Origin of the sequence: Pseudomonas sp. DNDY-54 (genome assembly GCF_019880365.1) — a bacterium.
In the GTDB taxonomy this organism is placed as follows: domain Bacteria; phylum Pseudomonadota; class Gammaproteobacteria; order Pseudomonadales; family Pseudomonadaceae; genus Stutzerimonas; species Stutzerimonas stutzeri_P.
In genome coordinates this window covers 4,077,374-4,091,247 of record NZ_CP082271.1, presented here as the reverse complement: position 1 = coordinate 4,091,247, position 13,874 = coordinate 4,077,374, and the positions used below count along the sequence as shown (strand labels likewise).

At 60.5% G+C, this 13,874-nt stretch carries 17 protein-coding genes and 1 other RNA gene; 10 read left to right on the top strand and 8 right to left on the bottom strand.

Going from position 1 to position 13,874, the window contains the following annotated elements; translation table 11 throughout:
- Window positions 1-20 precede the first annotated feature (20 nt).
- Entirely contained in the window at window positions 21-1,280 is a 1,260-nt protein-coding gene (locus tag K4O48_RS18930) for a murein hydrolase activator EnvC family protein (RefSeq protein WP_222909873.1), read from the bottom strand.
- Window positions 1,281-1,410: 130 nt separating this feature from the next.
- Window positions 1,411-2,949, bottom strand: a complete 1,539-nt coding sequence (gpmI, locus tag K4O48_RS18925) for a 2,3-bisphosphoglycerate-independent phosphoglycerate mutase (RefSeq protein WP_222909872.1) — start codon at window positions 2,947-2,949, stop codon at window positions 1,411-1,413.
- A gap of 143 nt (window positions 2,950-3,092) precedes the next feature.
- On the opposite strand from gpmI, the gene K4O48_RS18920 reads away from it, so the two are divergent.
- From K4O48_RS18920 to secB, 3 genes are all read left to right on the top strand, one after another.
- A complete protein-coding gene (locus K4O48_RS18920; protein ID WP_122163366.1) occupies window positions 3,093-3,506 on the top strand; it encodes a rhodanese-like domain-containing protein in 414 nt (137 codons plus the stop codon).
- A 2-nt stretch (window positions 3,507-3,508) separates the two neighbouring features.
- Window positions 3,509-3,763, top strand: a complete 255-nt coding sequence (gene grxC / locus K4O48_RS18915) for a glutaredoxin 3 (RefSeq protein WP_222909871.1) — start codon at window positions 3,509-3,511, stop codon at window positions 3,761-3,763.
- 87 nt (window positions 3,764-3,850) lie between these two features.
- Window positions 3,851-4,345, top strand: coding sequence for a protein-export chaperone SecB (gene secB / locus K4O48_RS18910; RefSeq protein WP_222909870.1), 495 nt, complete (start codon window positions 3,851-3,853; stop codon window positions 4,343-4,345).
- 58 nt (window positions 4,346-4,403) lie between these two features.
- On the opposite strand, the gene K4O48_RS18905 is transcribed toward secB, so the two are convergent.
- Window positions 4,404-5,381, bottom strand: coding sequence for an NADPH:quinone oxidoreductase family protein (locus K4O48_RS18905; protein WP_222909869.1), 978 nt, complete (start codon window positions 5,379-5,381; stop codon window positions 4,404-4,406).
- Between the two features lie 178 nt (window positions 5,382-5,559).
- Between K4O48_RS18905 and K4O48_RS18900 the strand changes: the two genes are divergently transcribed.
- A complete protein-coding gene (locus K4O48_RS18900) occupies window positions 5,560-5,964 on the top strand; it encodes a flagellar basal body-associated protein FliL (protein WP_409518910.1) in 405 nt (134 codons plus the stop codon).
- A gap of 23 nt (window positions 5,965-5,987) precedes the next feature.
- On the opposite strand, the gene K4O48_RS18895 is transcribed toward K4O48_RS18900, so the two are convergent.
- A complete protein-coding gene (locus K4O48_RS18895; RefSeq protein ID WP_222909867.1) occupies window positions 5,988-6,437 on the bottom strand; it encodes an EVE domain-containing protein in 450 nt (149 codons plus the stop codon).
- Between the two features lie 191 nt (window positions 6,438-6,628).
- Between K4O48_RS18895 and K4O48_RS18890 the strand changes: the two genes are divergently transcribed.
- Entirely contained in the window at window positions 6,629-6,778 is a 150-nt protein-coding gene (locus tag K4O48_RS18890; protein ID WP_165914258.1) for a hypothetical protein, read from the top strand.
- 53 nt (window positions 6,779-6,831) lie between these two features.
- Here K4O48_RS18890 and K4O48_RS18885 read toward each other — a convergent pair whose 3' ends face one another.
- The 4 genes from K4O48_RS18885 to K4O48_RS18870 form a co-directional block, all read right to left on the bottom strand.
- The gene (locus tag K4O48_RS18885) at window positions 6,832-7,434 is read right to left on the bottom strand and encodes a 5-formyltetrahydrofolate cyclo-ligase (RefSeq protein ID WP_222909866.1); all 603 of its coding nucleotides are present in this window, start codon (window positions 7,432-7,434) and stop codon (window positions 6,832-6,834) included.
- 6 nt (window positions 7,435-7,440) lie between these two features.
- Window positions 7,441-7,619, bottom strand: a non-coding RNA gene (ssrS, locus tag K4O48_RS18880) — 6S RNA.
- Between the two features lie 33 nt (window positions 7,620-7,652).
- Window positions 7,653-7,967, bottom strand: coding sequence for a cell division protein ZapA (locus K4O48_RS18875; RefSeq protein ID WP_222909865.1), 315 nt, complete (start codon window positions 7,965-7,967; stop codon window positions 7,653-7,655).
- Window positions 7,964-8,173: a TIGR02449 family protein gene (locus K4O48_RS18870; protein ID WP_222909864.1), complete on the bottom strand. Its 210-nt coding sequence runs from the start codon at window positions 8,171-8,173 to the stop codon at window positions 7,964-7,966. Before K4O48_RS18870 ends, K4O48_RS18875 begins: the two co-directional genes overlap by 4 nt.
- Before the next feature lie 123 nt (window positions 8,174-8,296).
- Here K4O48_RS18870 and K4O48_RS18865 point away from each other — a divergent pair, with 123 nt between their 5' ends.
- From K4O48_RS18865 to K4O48_RS18845, 5 genes are all read left to right on the top strand, one after another.
- Window positions 8,297-8,851, top strand: a complete 555-nt coding sequence (locus tag K4O48_RS18865) for a YecA family protein (protein ID WP_222909863.1) — start codon at window positions 8,297-8,299, stop codon at window positions 8,849-8,851.
- 13 nt (window positions 8,852-8,864) lie between these two features.
- On the top strand, window positions 8,865-10,196 hold the full coding sequence (gene pepP / locus K4O48_RS18860; protein WP_222909862.1) for a Xaa-Pro aminopeptidase: 1,332 nt from the start codon (window positions 8,865-8,867) through the stop codon (window positions 10,194-10,196).
- A 2-nt stretch (window positions 10,197-10,198) separates the two neighbouring features.
- On the top strand, window positions 10,199-11,377 hold the full coding sequence (gene ubiH, locus K4O48_RS18855) for a 2-octaprenyl-6-methoxyphenyl hydroxylase (RefSeq protein ID WP_222909861.1): 1,179 nt from the start codon (window positions 10,199-10,201) through the stop codon (window positions 11,375-11,377).
- 76 nt (window positions 11,378-11,453) lie between these two features.
- Window positions 11,454-12,674: a 2-octaprenyl-3-methyl-6-methoxy-1,4-benzoquinol hydroxylase gene (locus tag K4O48_RS18850; RefSeq protein WP_222909860.1), complete on the top strand. Its 1,221-nt coding sequence runs from the start codon at window positions 11,454-11,456 to the stop codon at window positions 12,672-12,674.
- Between the two features lie 107 nt (window positions 12,675-12,781).
- The gene (locus tag K4O48_RS18845; protein WP_222909859.1) at window positions 12,782-13,783 is read left to right on the top strand and encodes an extracellular solute-binding protein; all 1,002 of its coding nucleotides are present in this window, start codon (window positions 12,782-12,784) and stop codon (window positions 13,781-13,783) included.
- Window positions 13,784-13,874 lie beyond the last annotated feature (91 nt).

The following is a 13,874-nucleotide window of genomic DNA, read 5'->3' as shown; positions in this document are numbered from 1 at the left end:
GCTAGTAGCCGAATCGGCTCTTATCCTTGCGCACGACACCATTGTGCCGGGTCGCTTGGGCGACCTTGTTGGCGAATGGCGAAATACAGTGCGGCCGATTCCTGCCCGCCACTGGTTCCTACAGTAGCAATGGGATCACCCGCCTTGACGATTTCTCCCGCGTCACGCAGCAGGCTCTGGTTGTGCCCGTACAGGCTCAAGTAACCGTTACCGTGATCAAGGATCACCAGCAGTCCGGCACCACGCAACCAGTCGGCAAATACCACGCGTCCACCATGCACGGCACGCACCTGCGTACCGACATCGGCGCCGATCAGCACGCCGTCCCACTTGGTTCGAGCGTCTCCGCCGCGTGGAGTGCCGTAGCGCGCGACGAGCCGTCCATCGACCGGCCAGGGTAGCTTGCCCTTCGCGCTGGCGAATGGGCCACCAAAATTGCCGCCCGCGCTTGAAGCGATCGGGCCGGACGGCGTTGAGTCTGGGCCACTGGCTTGCCGTTGGCGCGCCTGTTCTTCCCTTGCCTGCGCCAGTGCTTGCTGGCGTGCCTGCTCGGCTTCACGCGCTTGGCGTGCAAGCGTCTGTTCAATGGTTTTGAGGACACGCTCAAGCTGTGCCTGTTCTTGCTTGCGGGCCTTGAGTTTCTGGTCGCGACTGGAGAGATCACGGTCAAGCTTGGCCAGCGCCAGTTGACGTTCCTTGCGGACCTCGGCCAGCTGGGCGCGGCGCTCCTGCAATCCATCCTGCTGCTCGGCGAGCACTGCCTGTTGTGCTTCGATACCGGCTTCGACCTTGGCCAGTTGGCTTAGGGTTTCGTTGAAACGCTCAACTTGCTCGAAACGAGCCTTGCTGAGGTAGTCGTAGTAGGTCAGGGAGCGACTGAATTTCTCCGGATTCTGCTGGTTGAGAAGTAGCTTGAGGTATTCCTGGCGACCGCTCTGGTAGGCCGCGCGTGCCTGAATTCCGATCAGACGCTGCTGTTCAATGCGGGCGCCTTCGAGGGTGGTCTTCTCGTCGTTGAGGCGTTCCAGCTCCGCTTCGCTGCGGTCGATCTCCTGTTGCAGCGAGTCCACCTGCTTTTCCAGCTGACCCATCTCGCTTTCGGTCGTTTGCAGCTGCTTCTGGACTGCAGATTTCTCTTGTTCTATCTGCTTGAGCAGACGTTGTAGCTCTGCCACGTCTTTGCGTGCCGCCTCGATCTGTTTGCGGGCGTCGGCGCGTTCGTCCGCCATGGCCGAACCCAGCAGACAGAAAAGCGTGAATGCGAGAAGAATACGAGGCATGAAAGGACAAACCGGAAGATTTTTGACCGCCGTAGTATGCCTAAAAACGCCGCCTGTGGCTTGAAGCCCCAAGCAGCGGAGGCCAAGCGAGTGACGAGCTGCGCCTGGCTTCCGGTTGTCCGCGTCGTTACTAGCTTTCCAGCTCGACAACGGAGCGCCCGGTCATTTCGGCGGGCACCGGCAGGCCAAGCAGCGTCAACATGGTTGGGGCCACGTCGGCGAGTACGCCACCCTCGCGGATTCTCAGCGGGCGCTTGCCGTAATAAATGAACGGCACCGGTTCGCAGGTATGCGCGGTATGGGCCTGGCCGGTCATCGCATCTTCCATCTGCTCGACGTTACCGTGGTCAGCAGTGATTAACGCCTCGCCGCCGACCTTGTCGAGCGCCTCGACAATGCGACCCATACAGTGGTCCAGGCATTCCACCGCCTTCACGGCCGCGTCAAACACGCCGGTATGGCCGACCATGTCACCGTTGGCGTAGTTGACAATAATCACGTCGTAGCGCTGATTCTCGATGGCATCAACGATGCGATTGGTGACTTCCGGTGCGCTCATCTCTGGCTGCAGATCGTAGGTCGCGACCTGCGGCGATGGAATGAGGATGCGCTCTTCCCCCACAAACGGCTCTTCACGTCCACCGGAGAAGAAGAAGGTGACGTGGGCGTATTTCTCGGTCTCGGCGATGCGCAGCTGGGTCTTTCCATTGTTGGCTAGGTATTCGCCAAGTACGTTCGTCAGAGCTTCGGGTGCGAACGCCGCCGGCGCCGGGATGCTTGCAGCGTACTGGGTCAGCATGACGAAGCCGGCCAGTTGCGGTACCCGGGCGCGTTGGAACTCGTTGAAACCCGGCTCAACGAAGCAGCGCGTCAACTCGCGGGCGCGATCCGCGCGGAAGTTCATGAACACCACCGCGTCGCCGTCCTCAATGCGCACCGGTTCGCCGATGGTGGTGGCCTTGACGAACTCGTCACTTTCGCCGCGCTCGTATGCTGCGATAAGGCCATCCACCGCGTAGTCCGCATGATGCTCGGCCTTGCCATCGACGATGAGGCTGTACGCCTGCTCAACGCGGTCCCAGCGGTTGTCCCGGTCCATGGCGAAATAGCGGCCGATCAGGCTGGCAACGCGTCCCTTGCCGAGGCGGGTAAAGGTGGCCTGCATCAGTTCGATGGAATGCTGTGCGCTTTTTGGTGGCGTGTCTCGGCCGTCGAGGAAGGCGTGCAGGTAGATCTTTTCGGCGCCGCGCTTTGCGGCCAGTTCCGCCATGGCGACCAGGTGATCCTGATGGCTATGCACACCACCGTCCGAGAGCAGCCCGAGGATATGCACGGCCTTGCCCGCACCTGCCGCCTTGTCCACGGCAGCGCAAATGGTGGGGTTCTCGAAGAAGTCGCCATCGCGGATGGACTTGGTCACCCGGGTGAAGTCCTGGTACACCACGCGGCCCGCCCCGAGATTCATGTGGCCCACCTCGGAGTTGCCCATCTGCCCGTCCGGCAGGCCGACATCCATGCCGCTGCCGGAGATCAGGCCGTGAGGCTGGCTGGCTAATAAACGGTCGTAAACGGGCTTGTTGGCCGCATGGATGGCGTTGAATTCGGGGCTGTCGCTATGTCCGAAGCCATCGAGAATCATCAGTACCAGGGGTTTGGGCGCGGCGGGCATGTGTCTGGCTCCTTGCACGAGGTCGCGAAAAAAATGGCGGCCAGTCTAATTGTTGGCCGGTTGGGCGTCACGATTCGCAGGGTTCAGCCTGGTGGGGGGGCTGTGTATACTGGCCCGCATTTTATCCCCCGGGTACCCTTTTGATGGTCGCTAACCTGATTGAATTTGTCTCTAATCACTATCTGCTGGTCAGCATCTTTCTGGTGTTGCTGGTTCTTCTCGCCGTCACTGAGGCGCGCAAGGGCGGAAAAAGCCTTAGCAACCGCGAGCTGACCAACTTGGTCAACCGCGACGAAGGCGTGGTGTTGGACGTGCGTGCGAAGAAGGAGTTCGACGCCGGTCACATCGTCGATGCGTTGAACATTCCACACGAAAAGCTGGTCAGCCGACTAGGTGAGCTGGAAAAGCACAAGGCCAAGATGATCGTAGTCGTCGACGCCATGGGCCAGCACGCCGGAACGGCCTGCCGTGAGTTGCAGAAGGCAGGCTTCACAGCCGCGAAGCTGTCCGGAGGGATTTCCAGCTGGCGCGGCGAAAACCTGCCAGTGGTCAAGTAACTATGTCTAAAGTCGTCATCTATACCACCGCCTGGTGCCCGTTCTGCATACGAGCCAAAAGCTTGCTAGACCGCAAGGGTGTCAGTTACGAGGAAATACCTGTCGACGGCAAGCCTGCCTTGCGTTCTGAAATGGCCAGTAAGGCCGGTCGCACATCGGTCCCTCAGATATGGATTGGCGACGAACATGTCGGCGGCTGTGATGAGCTGCACGCGCTCGAGCGTGCGGGTCGGCTGGATGCGCTGCTGCAGGCGTGATTCGCTTCATGACCTGTCGTACCGCCGGCCCGGGTTGGCATCGGCAGGTCGAACCCTATAACGACATGCACAACAAGAAGGCTTCACATGACTGAACAAGCAAACAACGGCGCGGCGGCTGGTCAGGAAGAGCAGGGCGCGCAGTTTTCCCTGCAGCGGATCTATGTCCGTGACCTTTCCTTCGAGGCGCCCAAGAGCCCGGAAATCTTCCGCCAGGAGTGGAATCCCAGCGTTGCGCTGGATCTGAACACCAAGCAGAAGTCGCTCGAAAATGACTTCCACGAAGTCGTGCTGACACTCTCGGTGACGGTCAAGACTGGAGAGGAAGTGGCGTTCATCGCCGAAGTCCAGCAGGCCGGCATTTTCCTGATCAAGGGGCTCGAAGCTCAGGCCATGAGTCACACGCTGGGCGCATTCTGCCCCAACATCCTGTTTCCCTATGCCCGAGAAACCCTCGACAGCCTGGTCACCCGTGGCTCGTTCCCGGCACTGATGCTGGCACCGGTGAACTTCGATGCCCTCTACGCCCAGGAAACGGCGCGCATGCAGCAAGGTGGCGAAGCGCCCGCTACCGCGCACTGACAGCCTGTTCTCCAGCCCTGCCGCAGAGCCGTACGCCCTGCGGTAGCGGCTTTGACCTTTAACGTACCTTCACGACCAGCTTGCCTACCGCTTTGCGCTGAGCCAGCGTATTGATCGCATCGGCGGCCTGCTCGAGCGCGAACGTTTGCGAGACCAACGGCTTGAGTTTGCCTTCGGCGTGCCAGGCGAAAAGCTGCTTGAAGTTGGCTGCGTTGTCATGTGGCTGCCGGCGGGCGAAGCTGCCCCAGAATACGCCGATCAGCGCGGCGCCTTTGAGCAGCGGCAGGTTTGCAGGGAGTGACGGAATGTCTCCGGCAGCGAATCCGACAACCAGCATCCGGCCGTTCCACGCGATGCTGCGAAACGCCTCCTCGAACAGGCTACCCCCTACCGGATCGTAGATCACATCTACGCCCTGCCCACCCGTAAGTTCCTTCAATCGCTCCTTGAGGCTGGTGTCGGTGTAGTTAATCAGCTCGTCGGCCCCGGCGCGCTTCGCGACGTCGAGCTTCTCTGCCGTAGAGGCCGCCGCGATTACCTTAGCGCCCATTGCTTTGCCGATCTCGACCGCAGCCAGGCCAACACCGCCCGATGCGCCAAGCACCAGGAGGGTCTCGCCGGGTTGAAGATTGGCGCGCTGTTTCAGCGCGTGCATCGAAGTGCCATAGGTCATGCTGAATGCGGCGGCGGTTTCGAAATCCATCGACGGAGGAACTGGCAGTACATTATCTGCCGGTACGGCGACTTGCTCGGCAAAACTACCCCAGCCCGTCAATCCCATGACCCGATCGCCTACCTTGAGGTGTTTGACGCTTTCGCCTACGGCTGCGATAACGCCTGCCGCCTCACCGCCTGGCGAAAACGGAAACGGTGGCTTGAACTGATACTTGCCCTCGATGATCAGCGTGTCTGGAAAGTTGACACCGGCGGCGTGCACATCAACCAGGACTTCGCCTTTCTTGATCCGCGGACTTTCGATCTGGTCAACGACGAGGTTTTCGGCCGGACCGAATTCTTTGCACAGGACAGCTTTCATCAGTTTTCCTTTTGTCGTTAGCGATGAGGCTATGGGTCGTTTCTGGATTAGGTCAGTCTAGAAGCCTGTCCGTGCGGTGCAATGAGCATGGCCTGTTCTGATGGCGATACATAAGGCCGGGCTTGGGTCCACGCCCGGCACTGGTTATGCTGGCGGCTGTTTCTCTTGGAGTAGGCCTGTGAAGCGCTTTCTTGCTTTCTTTTTTGTCCTTTGCTTTGCACTGCCGGCAATTGCCGAAACATCCGAAGCTGATGCGGCGGCGACAAAAACCATCTATTACGCGCTGGTGCCAGCGTTAGTTGGTAACTACGGTTCGGATGGCAGGCTGAAGTACTACAAGGCCGACATTGCGCTGCGGGTCAGCGGGAGTGAGGCGGAGACGAAGGTCAAGCATCACGAGCCGTTGATTCGCAACCAGCTGGTGACGCTGTTTTCGCAGCAGACCGATGCCAGTCTAGGAACCGTCGAGGCGAAAGAAACGCTTCGGCAGGAAGCCCTCAAGCAGGTTCAAGCTGTGCTTACGCAGGAGGAGGGTAAGCCTCTGGTGGACGACTTGCTGTTCAACAATTTGATCGTCCAATAACCGGAAGCGGCAAAGAGCCTGACTCAGCGCATCGCCTGGATAGCTTGCCACTCACTCTCACTCACGGGCATCACGGACAGCCGGCTGCCCTTCTGCACCAGCGGCATCTGAGCCAGCGCTGGCGTTTGTTTCAGGCGTGGCAACGTGATAACGGCGTCGAAGTGCTCGACGAAACTGACGTCGACTGCGCTCCAGCGGTTTTTCGCTTCACTGGCCTTGGGGTCGTAGTAGGGACTGTTGGGGTCTAGCGCCGTCGGGTCCGGATAGGCGCTCCCGGCGATTCGGCCAACCCCTGCGATCCCCGGGGTTGCGCAACTGGAGTGATAAAAGAAGAACAGGTCGGCCCGAATCATTTGCCGTAGGAAATTGCGGGCCTGGTAATTACGCACCCCATCCCACCGTCCAGCACCTAGTTCCTTCAAGTCGAGGATGGAAAATTCGTCGGGTTCGGACTTCATCAGCCAGTACGGCATGGTCTTTGCTCTTAGTTTTTTAAAGGGTTCTTGAACGCAGTTCCCCGACAACTGGAGTGCAGCGCCGTTTGCGCTACACCAAGGCTTGGCGGAGAATGCCGCGCTTGAGGTTGGCGCTGTCGGGTCTGGAAAACCAAAACGATACAGATCCGGCGCAACACAGTTCGCCTGGCAGGGGGAGGCGACAATCTATGAAACGTAAGCCAGATATTCTTTGGGTCCTGGTGCTGATTTTCGGTCTCGGCGTTGTGACTACAGGCTATACCCAAGGGCTATGGGAGCGACCGGACGATTCGTCTTCAATGGTTCCGATCAGCCATTCGCAACAGCTTCAGCGCTGAGCGACCAGGCCGCATGGATGCGGCCGCGTGACACCCCGTCAATTCTCCCCGCGTCACTTCGCGTACCAGCCCTGGTCCGTCACCGTCGCCTGCAGACTCACATCCCAGCTCGCCAGGGGTAGGCGATCCACCTTCTGGCAATCATGGGCGAGCCCCAAAAGCGTCGGTTTGTGACCATTTTTGCGCCTGTTGCGATACGCCAGGCTGCGATCGTAGAAGCCTCCTCCCATACCCAGGCGACCACCGTGCTCGTCGAACCCCACCAGTGGCATTAGAACCAGGTCGAGTGTCCAGATAGGCCGCTGCCGAGTTGGGCAAAAAGTCGGCTCGGGTATACCGAAACGGTTCGGCTTCAGGCGCTCGTTTGGCATGATCCGTTGAAACACCATGCGTGTGCGTGGCCAGGCGTTGAGCACCGGTAAATAGGTTGCTTTGCCTCGTCGTTGCGCTTCAAGCAAAAGCGGACGGGGATCTATCTCGCCGTCATTGGGCAGGTACAAGGCGACATGGCGGGCGCGGCGAAAAAGCGGGTGCTGCGCCAGCTGCCGATAAAGTCTCTTGGCGGCCTGACGTTGCTGGGTAGGGGTGAGGTGGCGGCGCGCTTGCCGCAACTGTCGTCGCAGCGCCGGGCGTGAAAGCCCGTTGGCTACGATCATGAAATGAGGCTCCCCAGCATGCCGCTGCCAGCGTAGGCCCTTGAACCCGAGAGTTCAAGGTGGCGACTACAGAGTACCTTAAGGCTTTCCGTCAGGCGGACATGCACACCGGCACTACGTGTAGCCTCCATGGTGTTGCTTATCGGGAGAGGGTCATCGCCGACTGGCGAACATGCCAGGGAGTTGGCGGGATTATAACGCAATCTGCCTGCCGTTCATCAGTTGCTGGATGGGTTTGGATCAGCGGCCAGCGCCGTGTCGACCCGCTCCAGTAGGGAGCGGACGTGCTCGCGGGCGCTATTGGCTTCCGCATCTAGGCGGTCATGCTTGTGCAGCAGTTCGTGGGTAATGTTGAGTGCGGCCATGACCGCGACGCGGTCGGCACCGATGACTTTGCCGCTGCTGCGAATCTCGCGCATCTTGCGATCCAGGTAGTGCGCGGCGCCTTCGAGGTTGCTGCGTTCTTCGGGTGGGCAAGAAATGCAATATTCCTTGTCCATGATGTGGACGGTAACGGTGTTCGGCTGGGTCATGAGTCCTGCTCCAGGGCTTTCAGGCGCGAAATCATTGATTCGACCTTCACCCGTGCCATTTCGTTCTTTTCAATGAGATGAGCGCGCTCCTCGCGCCACGCCTGCTCGCTGTGAAGCAGCAAGCGATTCTGCGCCTTGAGTTGCTCGATGCGCTGAATCAGCTGCTCCAGCTTGGCGGTCAGCAATTGCAGGTCGGCGTCTTCCATGGGATTCCCGAGTAATGGCGCGAGTGCTGGGTGGTCCGGCTTCGATGGTCTTGGCTCGTGTGCCGATGCTAGGATACAAGGCCTTCATTCTAGACATTAGCGCCTCCGCGCGCCTAGCTGCCAATGCCCATTCAGAACTCGCCGTATGCCGCTTTCGCCACATTGCTAGCCAGCAGTGCCCAACCTGTCACACCTGCCGAGCTGCACGGCTTGCTGCTCGGACGCAGTTGCGCCGGGGCAGGTTTCGAGGTCGACCCCTGGCTGATCGATGCCGCCGAGCTGCTCGGTGCTGAGCCCGAAGAGTCGGTGCGCCAAGCGCTTGTGGGGCTTCAGGAGATGGTCAAGGGCGAACTCGGCGGTGAAGATATCGCTATTGTTTTGCTGTTGCCTTCCGATGATGCGCCGCTTACCGAGCGTGCCTTGGCGCTGGGCCAGTGGTGTCAGAGCTTCCTGACCGGCTTCGGTCTGATCGCCGGTGATCGGGCGCTGAGCGGCGAGGCCATGGAGGTTTTGCAAGACCTCGCGGCAATCGCGCAGATTCAGGATTCGCTGGAAGAATCCGAAGATGGCGAGAACGACTATATGGAGGTCATGGAATACCTGCGAGTCGCGCCGCTGTTGCTGTTTACAGAATGCGCCAAGCCGGTTGCGGCGACGCCCAAGCCCTCCCTGCATTGAGGATTGCCCGCCCATGACTCGGATTCCAAAATCGGAATACGCCCGCCGGCGCAAGGCGCTGATGGCGGAGATGGAGCCCAACAGCATCGCCATCCTCCCCGCCGCGCCGATGTATATCCGCAACCGAGACGTCGAGCATATTTATCGCCAAGACAGCGATTTCCAGTACCTGTCCGGCTTTCCCGAGCCGGAGGCGGTCATCGCGTTGATTCCGGGCCGCGAACATGGCGAGTACGTGTTGTTCTGCCGCGAGCGCGATCCGGCCCGGGAGCTGTGGGACGGTCTGCGGGCGGGCCAGGACGGCGCCATCTCGGAGTATGGAGCGGACGATGCCTTCCCCATCGGGGACATTGACGACATTCTCCCCGGGCTGATCGAAGGACGTTCGCGTGTCTACTACGCCATCGGCAGCAATCAGGAATTCGATCATCGGCTCATGGAATGGATCAACACGATTCGCTCCAAGGCCCGCCAGGGCGCGCAGCCGCCAAACGAGTTCGTCGCGCTCGACCATCTCCTACACGACTTGCGTCTGTACAAGTCGGCCAACGAAGTGAAGGTGATGAAGCACGCGGCAGAGATATCCGCTCGTGCCCACATCCGCGCCATGCAAGCCAGCCGCGCGGGCCTCTACGAGTACCACCTGGAAGCCGAACTGGATTATGAATTCCGCAAGGGCGGCTCGAAAATGCCGGCCTACGGTTCGATCGTTGCGGCGGGCAAGAATGCCTGCATCCTGCATTACCGAGAGAACGATGCGGTGCTCAGGGATGGCGATCTGGTGCTGATCGACGCCGGCTGTGAGATTGACTGCTACGCCAGCGATATCACTCGTACCTTCCCAGTCAGCGGCCGATTCTCCCCCGAGCAGAAAGCCATCTACGAGCTGGTGCTCGCCGCCAACGAGGAGGCCTTCAAGCATATTGCGCCGGGCAAACACTGGAATGAGGCCCATGAGGCGACTGTCCGGGTTATCACCGCCGGGTTGGTTGAGCTGGGGCTGCTTCAGGGAAACGCGGACGAGCTGATCGCTGCGGAAGCCTACAAGCCGTTCTATATGCACCGTGCCGGCCATTGGCTGGGTATGGATGTGCATGATGTCGGCGACTACAAAGTTGGCGGCGAATGGCGCGTGCTCGAACCGGGCATGGTCATGACCGTCGAGCCGGGCGTCTATATCGCCGCTGATAACCAGGACGTGGCGAAAAAGTGGCGGGGCATTGGCGTGCGTATTGAAGACGATGTGGTGGTCACCCGCACCGGCTGTGAAATTCTCACCGGCGGAGTGCCAAAGGCTGTTGCCGAAATCGAGGCCTTGATGGCTGCTGCCGCCGAGGTCGCCTGATCATGGGCGCGCTGGCGATCATTGGCGGTGGTCTGGTTGGCGCCAGCTTGGCGCTGGCATTGCAGCATGGCGCAAAGGCGCGCGGCTGGACGATTGAGCTGATCGAGCCGTTCGAGCCAGGCAATGAGTATCAGCCGAGCTATGACGCCCGTTCGACGGCGTTGTCCTACGGCACCCGGCTAATCTACGAGCGCCTCGGCGTCTGGGAGCGGATTGCCGAACGGGCCGAGCCGATCACCCATATTCATGTATCCGACCGCTGGCGTGCGGGCTCGACTCGTCTCGAAGCAAAGAATCAACACGTACCCGCGTTGGGCTATGTAGTAGAGAACGCCTGGATTGGCCATTGCCTCTGGCAGGCGTTAGACGACAAGGTGGTGGTTCGCCGTTGCCCGGCCGAAGTAGAGCGCATGCAGCCCATCGCCAATGGTTATCGGCTGACACTGATCGACGGTCAGCAACTGGACTGCGATCTCGCCGTGCTTGCCGATGGGGGACGGTCCGGATTACGCGAACAATTGGGCATCGCCGTCAAGCGCACGCCATACGAGCAATCCGCGCTCATCGCGAACGTGACACCGGGCAGACCTCATGGCGGACAAGCATTCGAGCGCTTCACCGACGATGGCCCGATGGCGCTGCTGCCGTTGCAGGATAACCGCTGCGCGCTGGTCTGGACGCGTCCCGATCGCGATGCGGCACGCCTGGCGACCCTGCCCGAAGCGGAGTTCCTCAGTGAGTTGCAGCAGGCATTTGGCTACCGCCTGGGCGGCTTTCAGCAGGTGGGTGCAAGACACCTCTATCCGCTCGTATTGATCGAGGCCGAAGAGCAGGTTCGGTCCGGCCTGGTGGTGCTCGGCAATGCGGCGCACAGCTTGCACCCGATCGCAGGGCAGGGTTACAACCTGTCCTTGCGGGACACGGAGGCACTCGCGGCGGCCCTGCTGAGCAGTACGGAACGGCCGGGCGGGCTTGGTGTGCTGCAGGCTTATCACCGGTGGCAACGCTCGGATCAATGGCTCACGGTAGGCTTCTCCGATCAGTTGACCCAGCTATTTGGTGACTCTGCGCGCCTGTCCGTCGCCGGCCGCAATCTCGGTCTGCTGGGGCTGGACCTGCTGCCCCCGGCCAAGACCTGGTTCGCACGGCAGGCGATGGGGTTGGGCGTACGCGAGCGCTGACGCCTGTTTACCTTCCGCCACTGTGTGCAACCAGATCCACTAGGCGCGCCGCCTGCCGGCGCGCAGGAGAGTAGTAATGCAAGCGGACGTCATCATCGTTGGGGCTGGAATGGTCGGCAGTACGCTGGCCCTGGCGCTGCAGGACGCGGGCATCACCGTCAAGCTGGTTGATGCCGGTCCGCTGGACACCCTTCCCATTCCGTTTACCGGCCGCTTTGAGCCGCGAGTCAGTGCGCTGTCCGCCGCAAGCCAGCGGATTCTTGACCGCGTCGGCGCGTGGTCAGGGATCACTAGTCGCCGTGCCAGCCCCTATACAGATATGCGCGTGTGGGACGGTTCCGGTACTGGGCAGATCCATTTTTCCGCTGCATCGGTGCATGCTGAGGTACTCGGCCATATCGTTGAGAACCGAGTCGTACAGGACGCCCTGCTGGATGCGTTGCGAAGCCGTGGCTCAATCGAGCTGATGGCGGGCTTACGCCTTGAGCATCTGCAGCAGAACGATCATGGCTGGACGCTGACCTTCGCAGACGGGCAGTCGCTCAGTGCGGGTTTGGTGGTCGCGGCCGATGGCGCCAATTCAGCGGTTCGTCGGTTGGCCGGCTGCGAGACCCGAGAGTGGGATTATCTGCATCACGCCATCGTCACCAGCGTGCGGTGTGCTGAGCCGAACCAGCAGACCGCGTGGCAGCGTTTTACCGATGACGGCCCGTTGGCATTTCTTCCGCTCCAGCGTGACGACGACCGGCATTGGTGCTCGATCGTCTGGTCGGCCACGGAAGACGAGGCGCAGCGTTTGATGACGCTGGATGATGAGGCCTTTTGCCGGGCACTGGGCCGAGCGTTCGAATATCGACTGGGCGAGGTGCTGGAGGCCGACCCGCGGGTGTGCATTCCGCTTCGGCAACGCCATGCAAAGCGCTATGTACAGCCTGGCCTAGCGATGATTGGCGATGCCGCGCACACCATCCATCCATTAGCAGGGCAGGGCGTCAACCTCGGATTGCTCGACGCGGCTGTGCTGGCGGAGGTTCTGCTTGCAGCGAACGCTCGCGGAGCGCGGCTGGGTGATCCACGGGTGCTCGGGCGTTTCGAGCGGCGCCGAATGCCTCATAACTTGTCGATGATGGCCGCGATGGAGGGGTTCGAGCGCTTGTTCCAGGCCAATGCGTTACCGCTGCGCTGGCTGCGCAACGCCGGCTTGAAAGGGGTCGAGGCGTTTCCTGAAGCCAAGGCGTTATTCGTTCGGCAGGCCTTGGGCTTGAGCGGTGACTTGCCGGAGCTGGCCCGATATTGAGTCCATCGTTCAGTTGGCTTCGGTGCCTGCGCGAATTGTCGCGTTGAGAAAGTAAATGACATTCACTACTATTTAGCCTCGTTCAACAATTGAAAAGAGGCTGATCCATGCAGGCAAGCAAAGGTTTACTCGCCGCTCTGGCGCTCACGGCGCTGTCGAGTGCTGCACACGCTGCCGATGAAGTGGTGGTTTACTCCTCGCGGATCGACGAACTGATCAAGCCCGTGTTTGACGCCTATACCGCCAAGACCGGCGTCAACGTCAAGTTCATCACCGACAAGGAAGCGCCGCTGATGGCTCGCCTAAAGGCCGAGGGAGAGAACACCCCTGCGGATCTGCTGCTGACGGTGGACGGCGGCAACCTCTGGCAAGCCGAACAGATGGGCATCCTTCAGCCGCTGAATTCTCAGATCGTAAAGGACAATATTCCCGCTCAGTATCGGTCCTCCACCGATGCGTGGACCGGTCTTTCGTTGCGCGCTCGGACCATCGTTTACTCACCTGAACGGGTCAAGGACGGTGAGCTGACCACCTACGAAGCGTTGGCGGACAATAACTGGGAAGGCCGTCTGTGCCTGCGTACCAGTAAGAAGGTCTATAACCAGTCGCTGACCGCGACCATGATCGAAACCCACGGGGCGGAGAAGACCGAGGAAATCATCAAGGGCTGGGTCAATAACCTGGCTACAGACGTGTTCGCCGATGACACAGCCGTGGTTCAGGCCGTAGACGCCGGTCAGTGCGACGTAGGCATCGTCAACACCTACTACTTCGGTCGCCTGCACGCGCAGAACCCTGATCTGAAAGCGAAGCTGTTCTGGCCGAATCAGAAGGATCGCGGTGTACACGTCAACCTTTCCGGTATCGGCCTGACCAAGCATGCGCCGCACCCGGACGCCGCGAAAAAACTGGTTGAATGGATGACCACTCCGGAGGCTCAGAGCATCTTCGCCGACGTCAACATGGAGTTCCCGGCGAATCCGGACGTGAAGCCATCCTCGGAAGTTGCGGCATGGGGCGAGTTCAAGGCAGACACAATCCCGGTCGAGATTGCTGGCAAGCGGCAGGCCGAGGCAATCATGCTAATGGATCGCGCCGGCTGGAACTGACGGTTCTGGGAGCGTCCGGCAGCGAGCGCTCACGACAAGGCTGACCTAATTTGCGCAGCCGTTATACTCGACGCCCCCGGCATGCCGGGGG

What these genes read in the sequence shown, in the direction of transcription:
- K4O48_RS18930 (WP_222909873.1), bottom strand. Translation starts at nt 1,280, where the DNA reads ATGCCTCGTATTCTTCTCGCATTCACGCTTTTCTGTCTGCTGGGTTCG.
- gpmI (WP_222909872.1), bottom strand. Translation starts at nt 2,949, where the DNA reads ATGCCCGCCGCGCCCAAACCCCTGGTACTGATGATTCTCGATGGCTTC.
- K4O48_RS18920 (WP_122163366.1), top strand. Translation starts at nt 3,093, where the DNA reads ATGGTCGCTAACCTGATTGAATTTGTCTCTAATCACTATCTGCTGGTC.
- grxC (WP_222909871.1), top strand. Translation starts at nt 3,509, where the DNA reads ATGTCTAAAGTCGTCATCTATACCACCGCCTGGTGCCCGTTCTGCATA.
- secB (WP_222909870.1), top strand. Translation starts at nt 3,851, where the DNA reads ATGACTGAACAAGCAAACAACGGCGCGGCGGCTGGTCAGGAAGAGCAG.
- K4O48_RS18905 (WP_222909869.1), bottom strand. Translation starts at nt 5,381, where the DNA reads ATGAAAGCTGTCCTGTGCAAAGAATTCGGTCCGGCCGAAAACCTCGTC.
- K4O48_RS18895 (WP_222909867.1), bottom strand. Translation starts at nt 6,437, where the DNA reads ATGCCGTACTGGCTGATGAAGTCCGAACCCGACGAATTTTCCATCCTC.
- K4O48_RS18890 (WP_165914258.1), top strand. Translation starts at nt 6,629, where the DNA reads ATGAAACGTAAGCCAGATATTCTTTGGGTCCTGGTGCTGATTTTCGGT.
- K4O48_RS18885 (WP_222909866.1), bottom strand. Translation starts at nt 7,434, where the DNA reads ATGATCGTAGCCAACGGGCTTTCACGCCCGGCGCTGCGACGACAGTTG.
- K4O48_RS18875 (WP_222909865.1), bottom strand. Translation starts at nt 7,967, where the DNA reads ATGACCCAGCCGAACACCGTTACCGTCCACATCATGGACAAGGAATAT.
- K4O48_RS18870 (WP_222909864.1), bottom strand. Translation starts at nt 8,173, where the DNA reads ATGGAAGACGCCGACCTGCAATTGCTGACCGCCAAGCTGGAGCAGCTG.
- K4O48_RS18865 (WP_222909863.1), top strand. Translation starts at nt 8,297, where the DNA reads ATGCCCATTCAGAACTCGCCGTATGCCGCTTTCGCCACATTGCTAGCC.
- pepP (WP_222909862.1), top strand. Translation starts at nt 8,865, where the DNA reads ATGACTCGGATTCCAAAATCGGAATACGCCCGCCGGCGCAAGGCGCTG.
- ubiH (WP_222909861.1), top strand. Translation starts at nt 10,199, where the DNA reads ATGGGCGCGCTGGCGATCATTGGCGGTGGTCTGGTTGGCGCCAGCTTG.
- K4O48_RS18850 (WP_222909860.1), top strand. Translation starts at nt 11,454, where the DNA reads ATGCAAGCGGACGTCATCATCGTTGGGGCTGGAATGGTCGGCAGTACG.
- K4O48_RS18845 (WP_222909859.1), top strand. Translation starts at nt 12,782, where the DNA reads ATGCAGGCAAGCAAAGGTTTACTCGCCGCTCTGGCGCTCACGGCGCTG.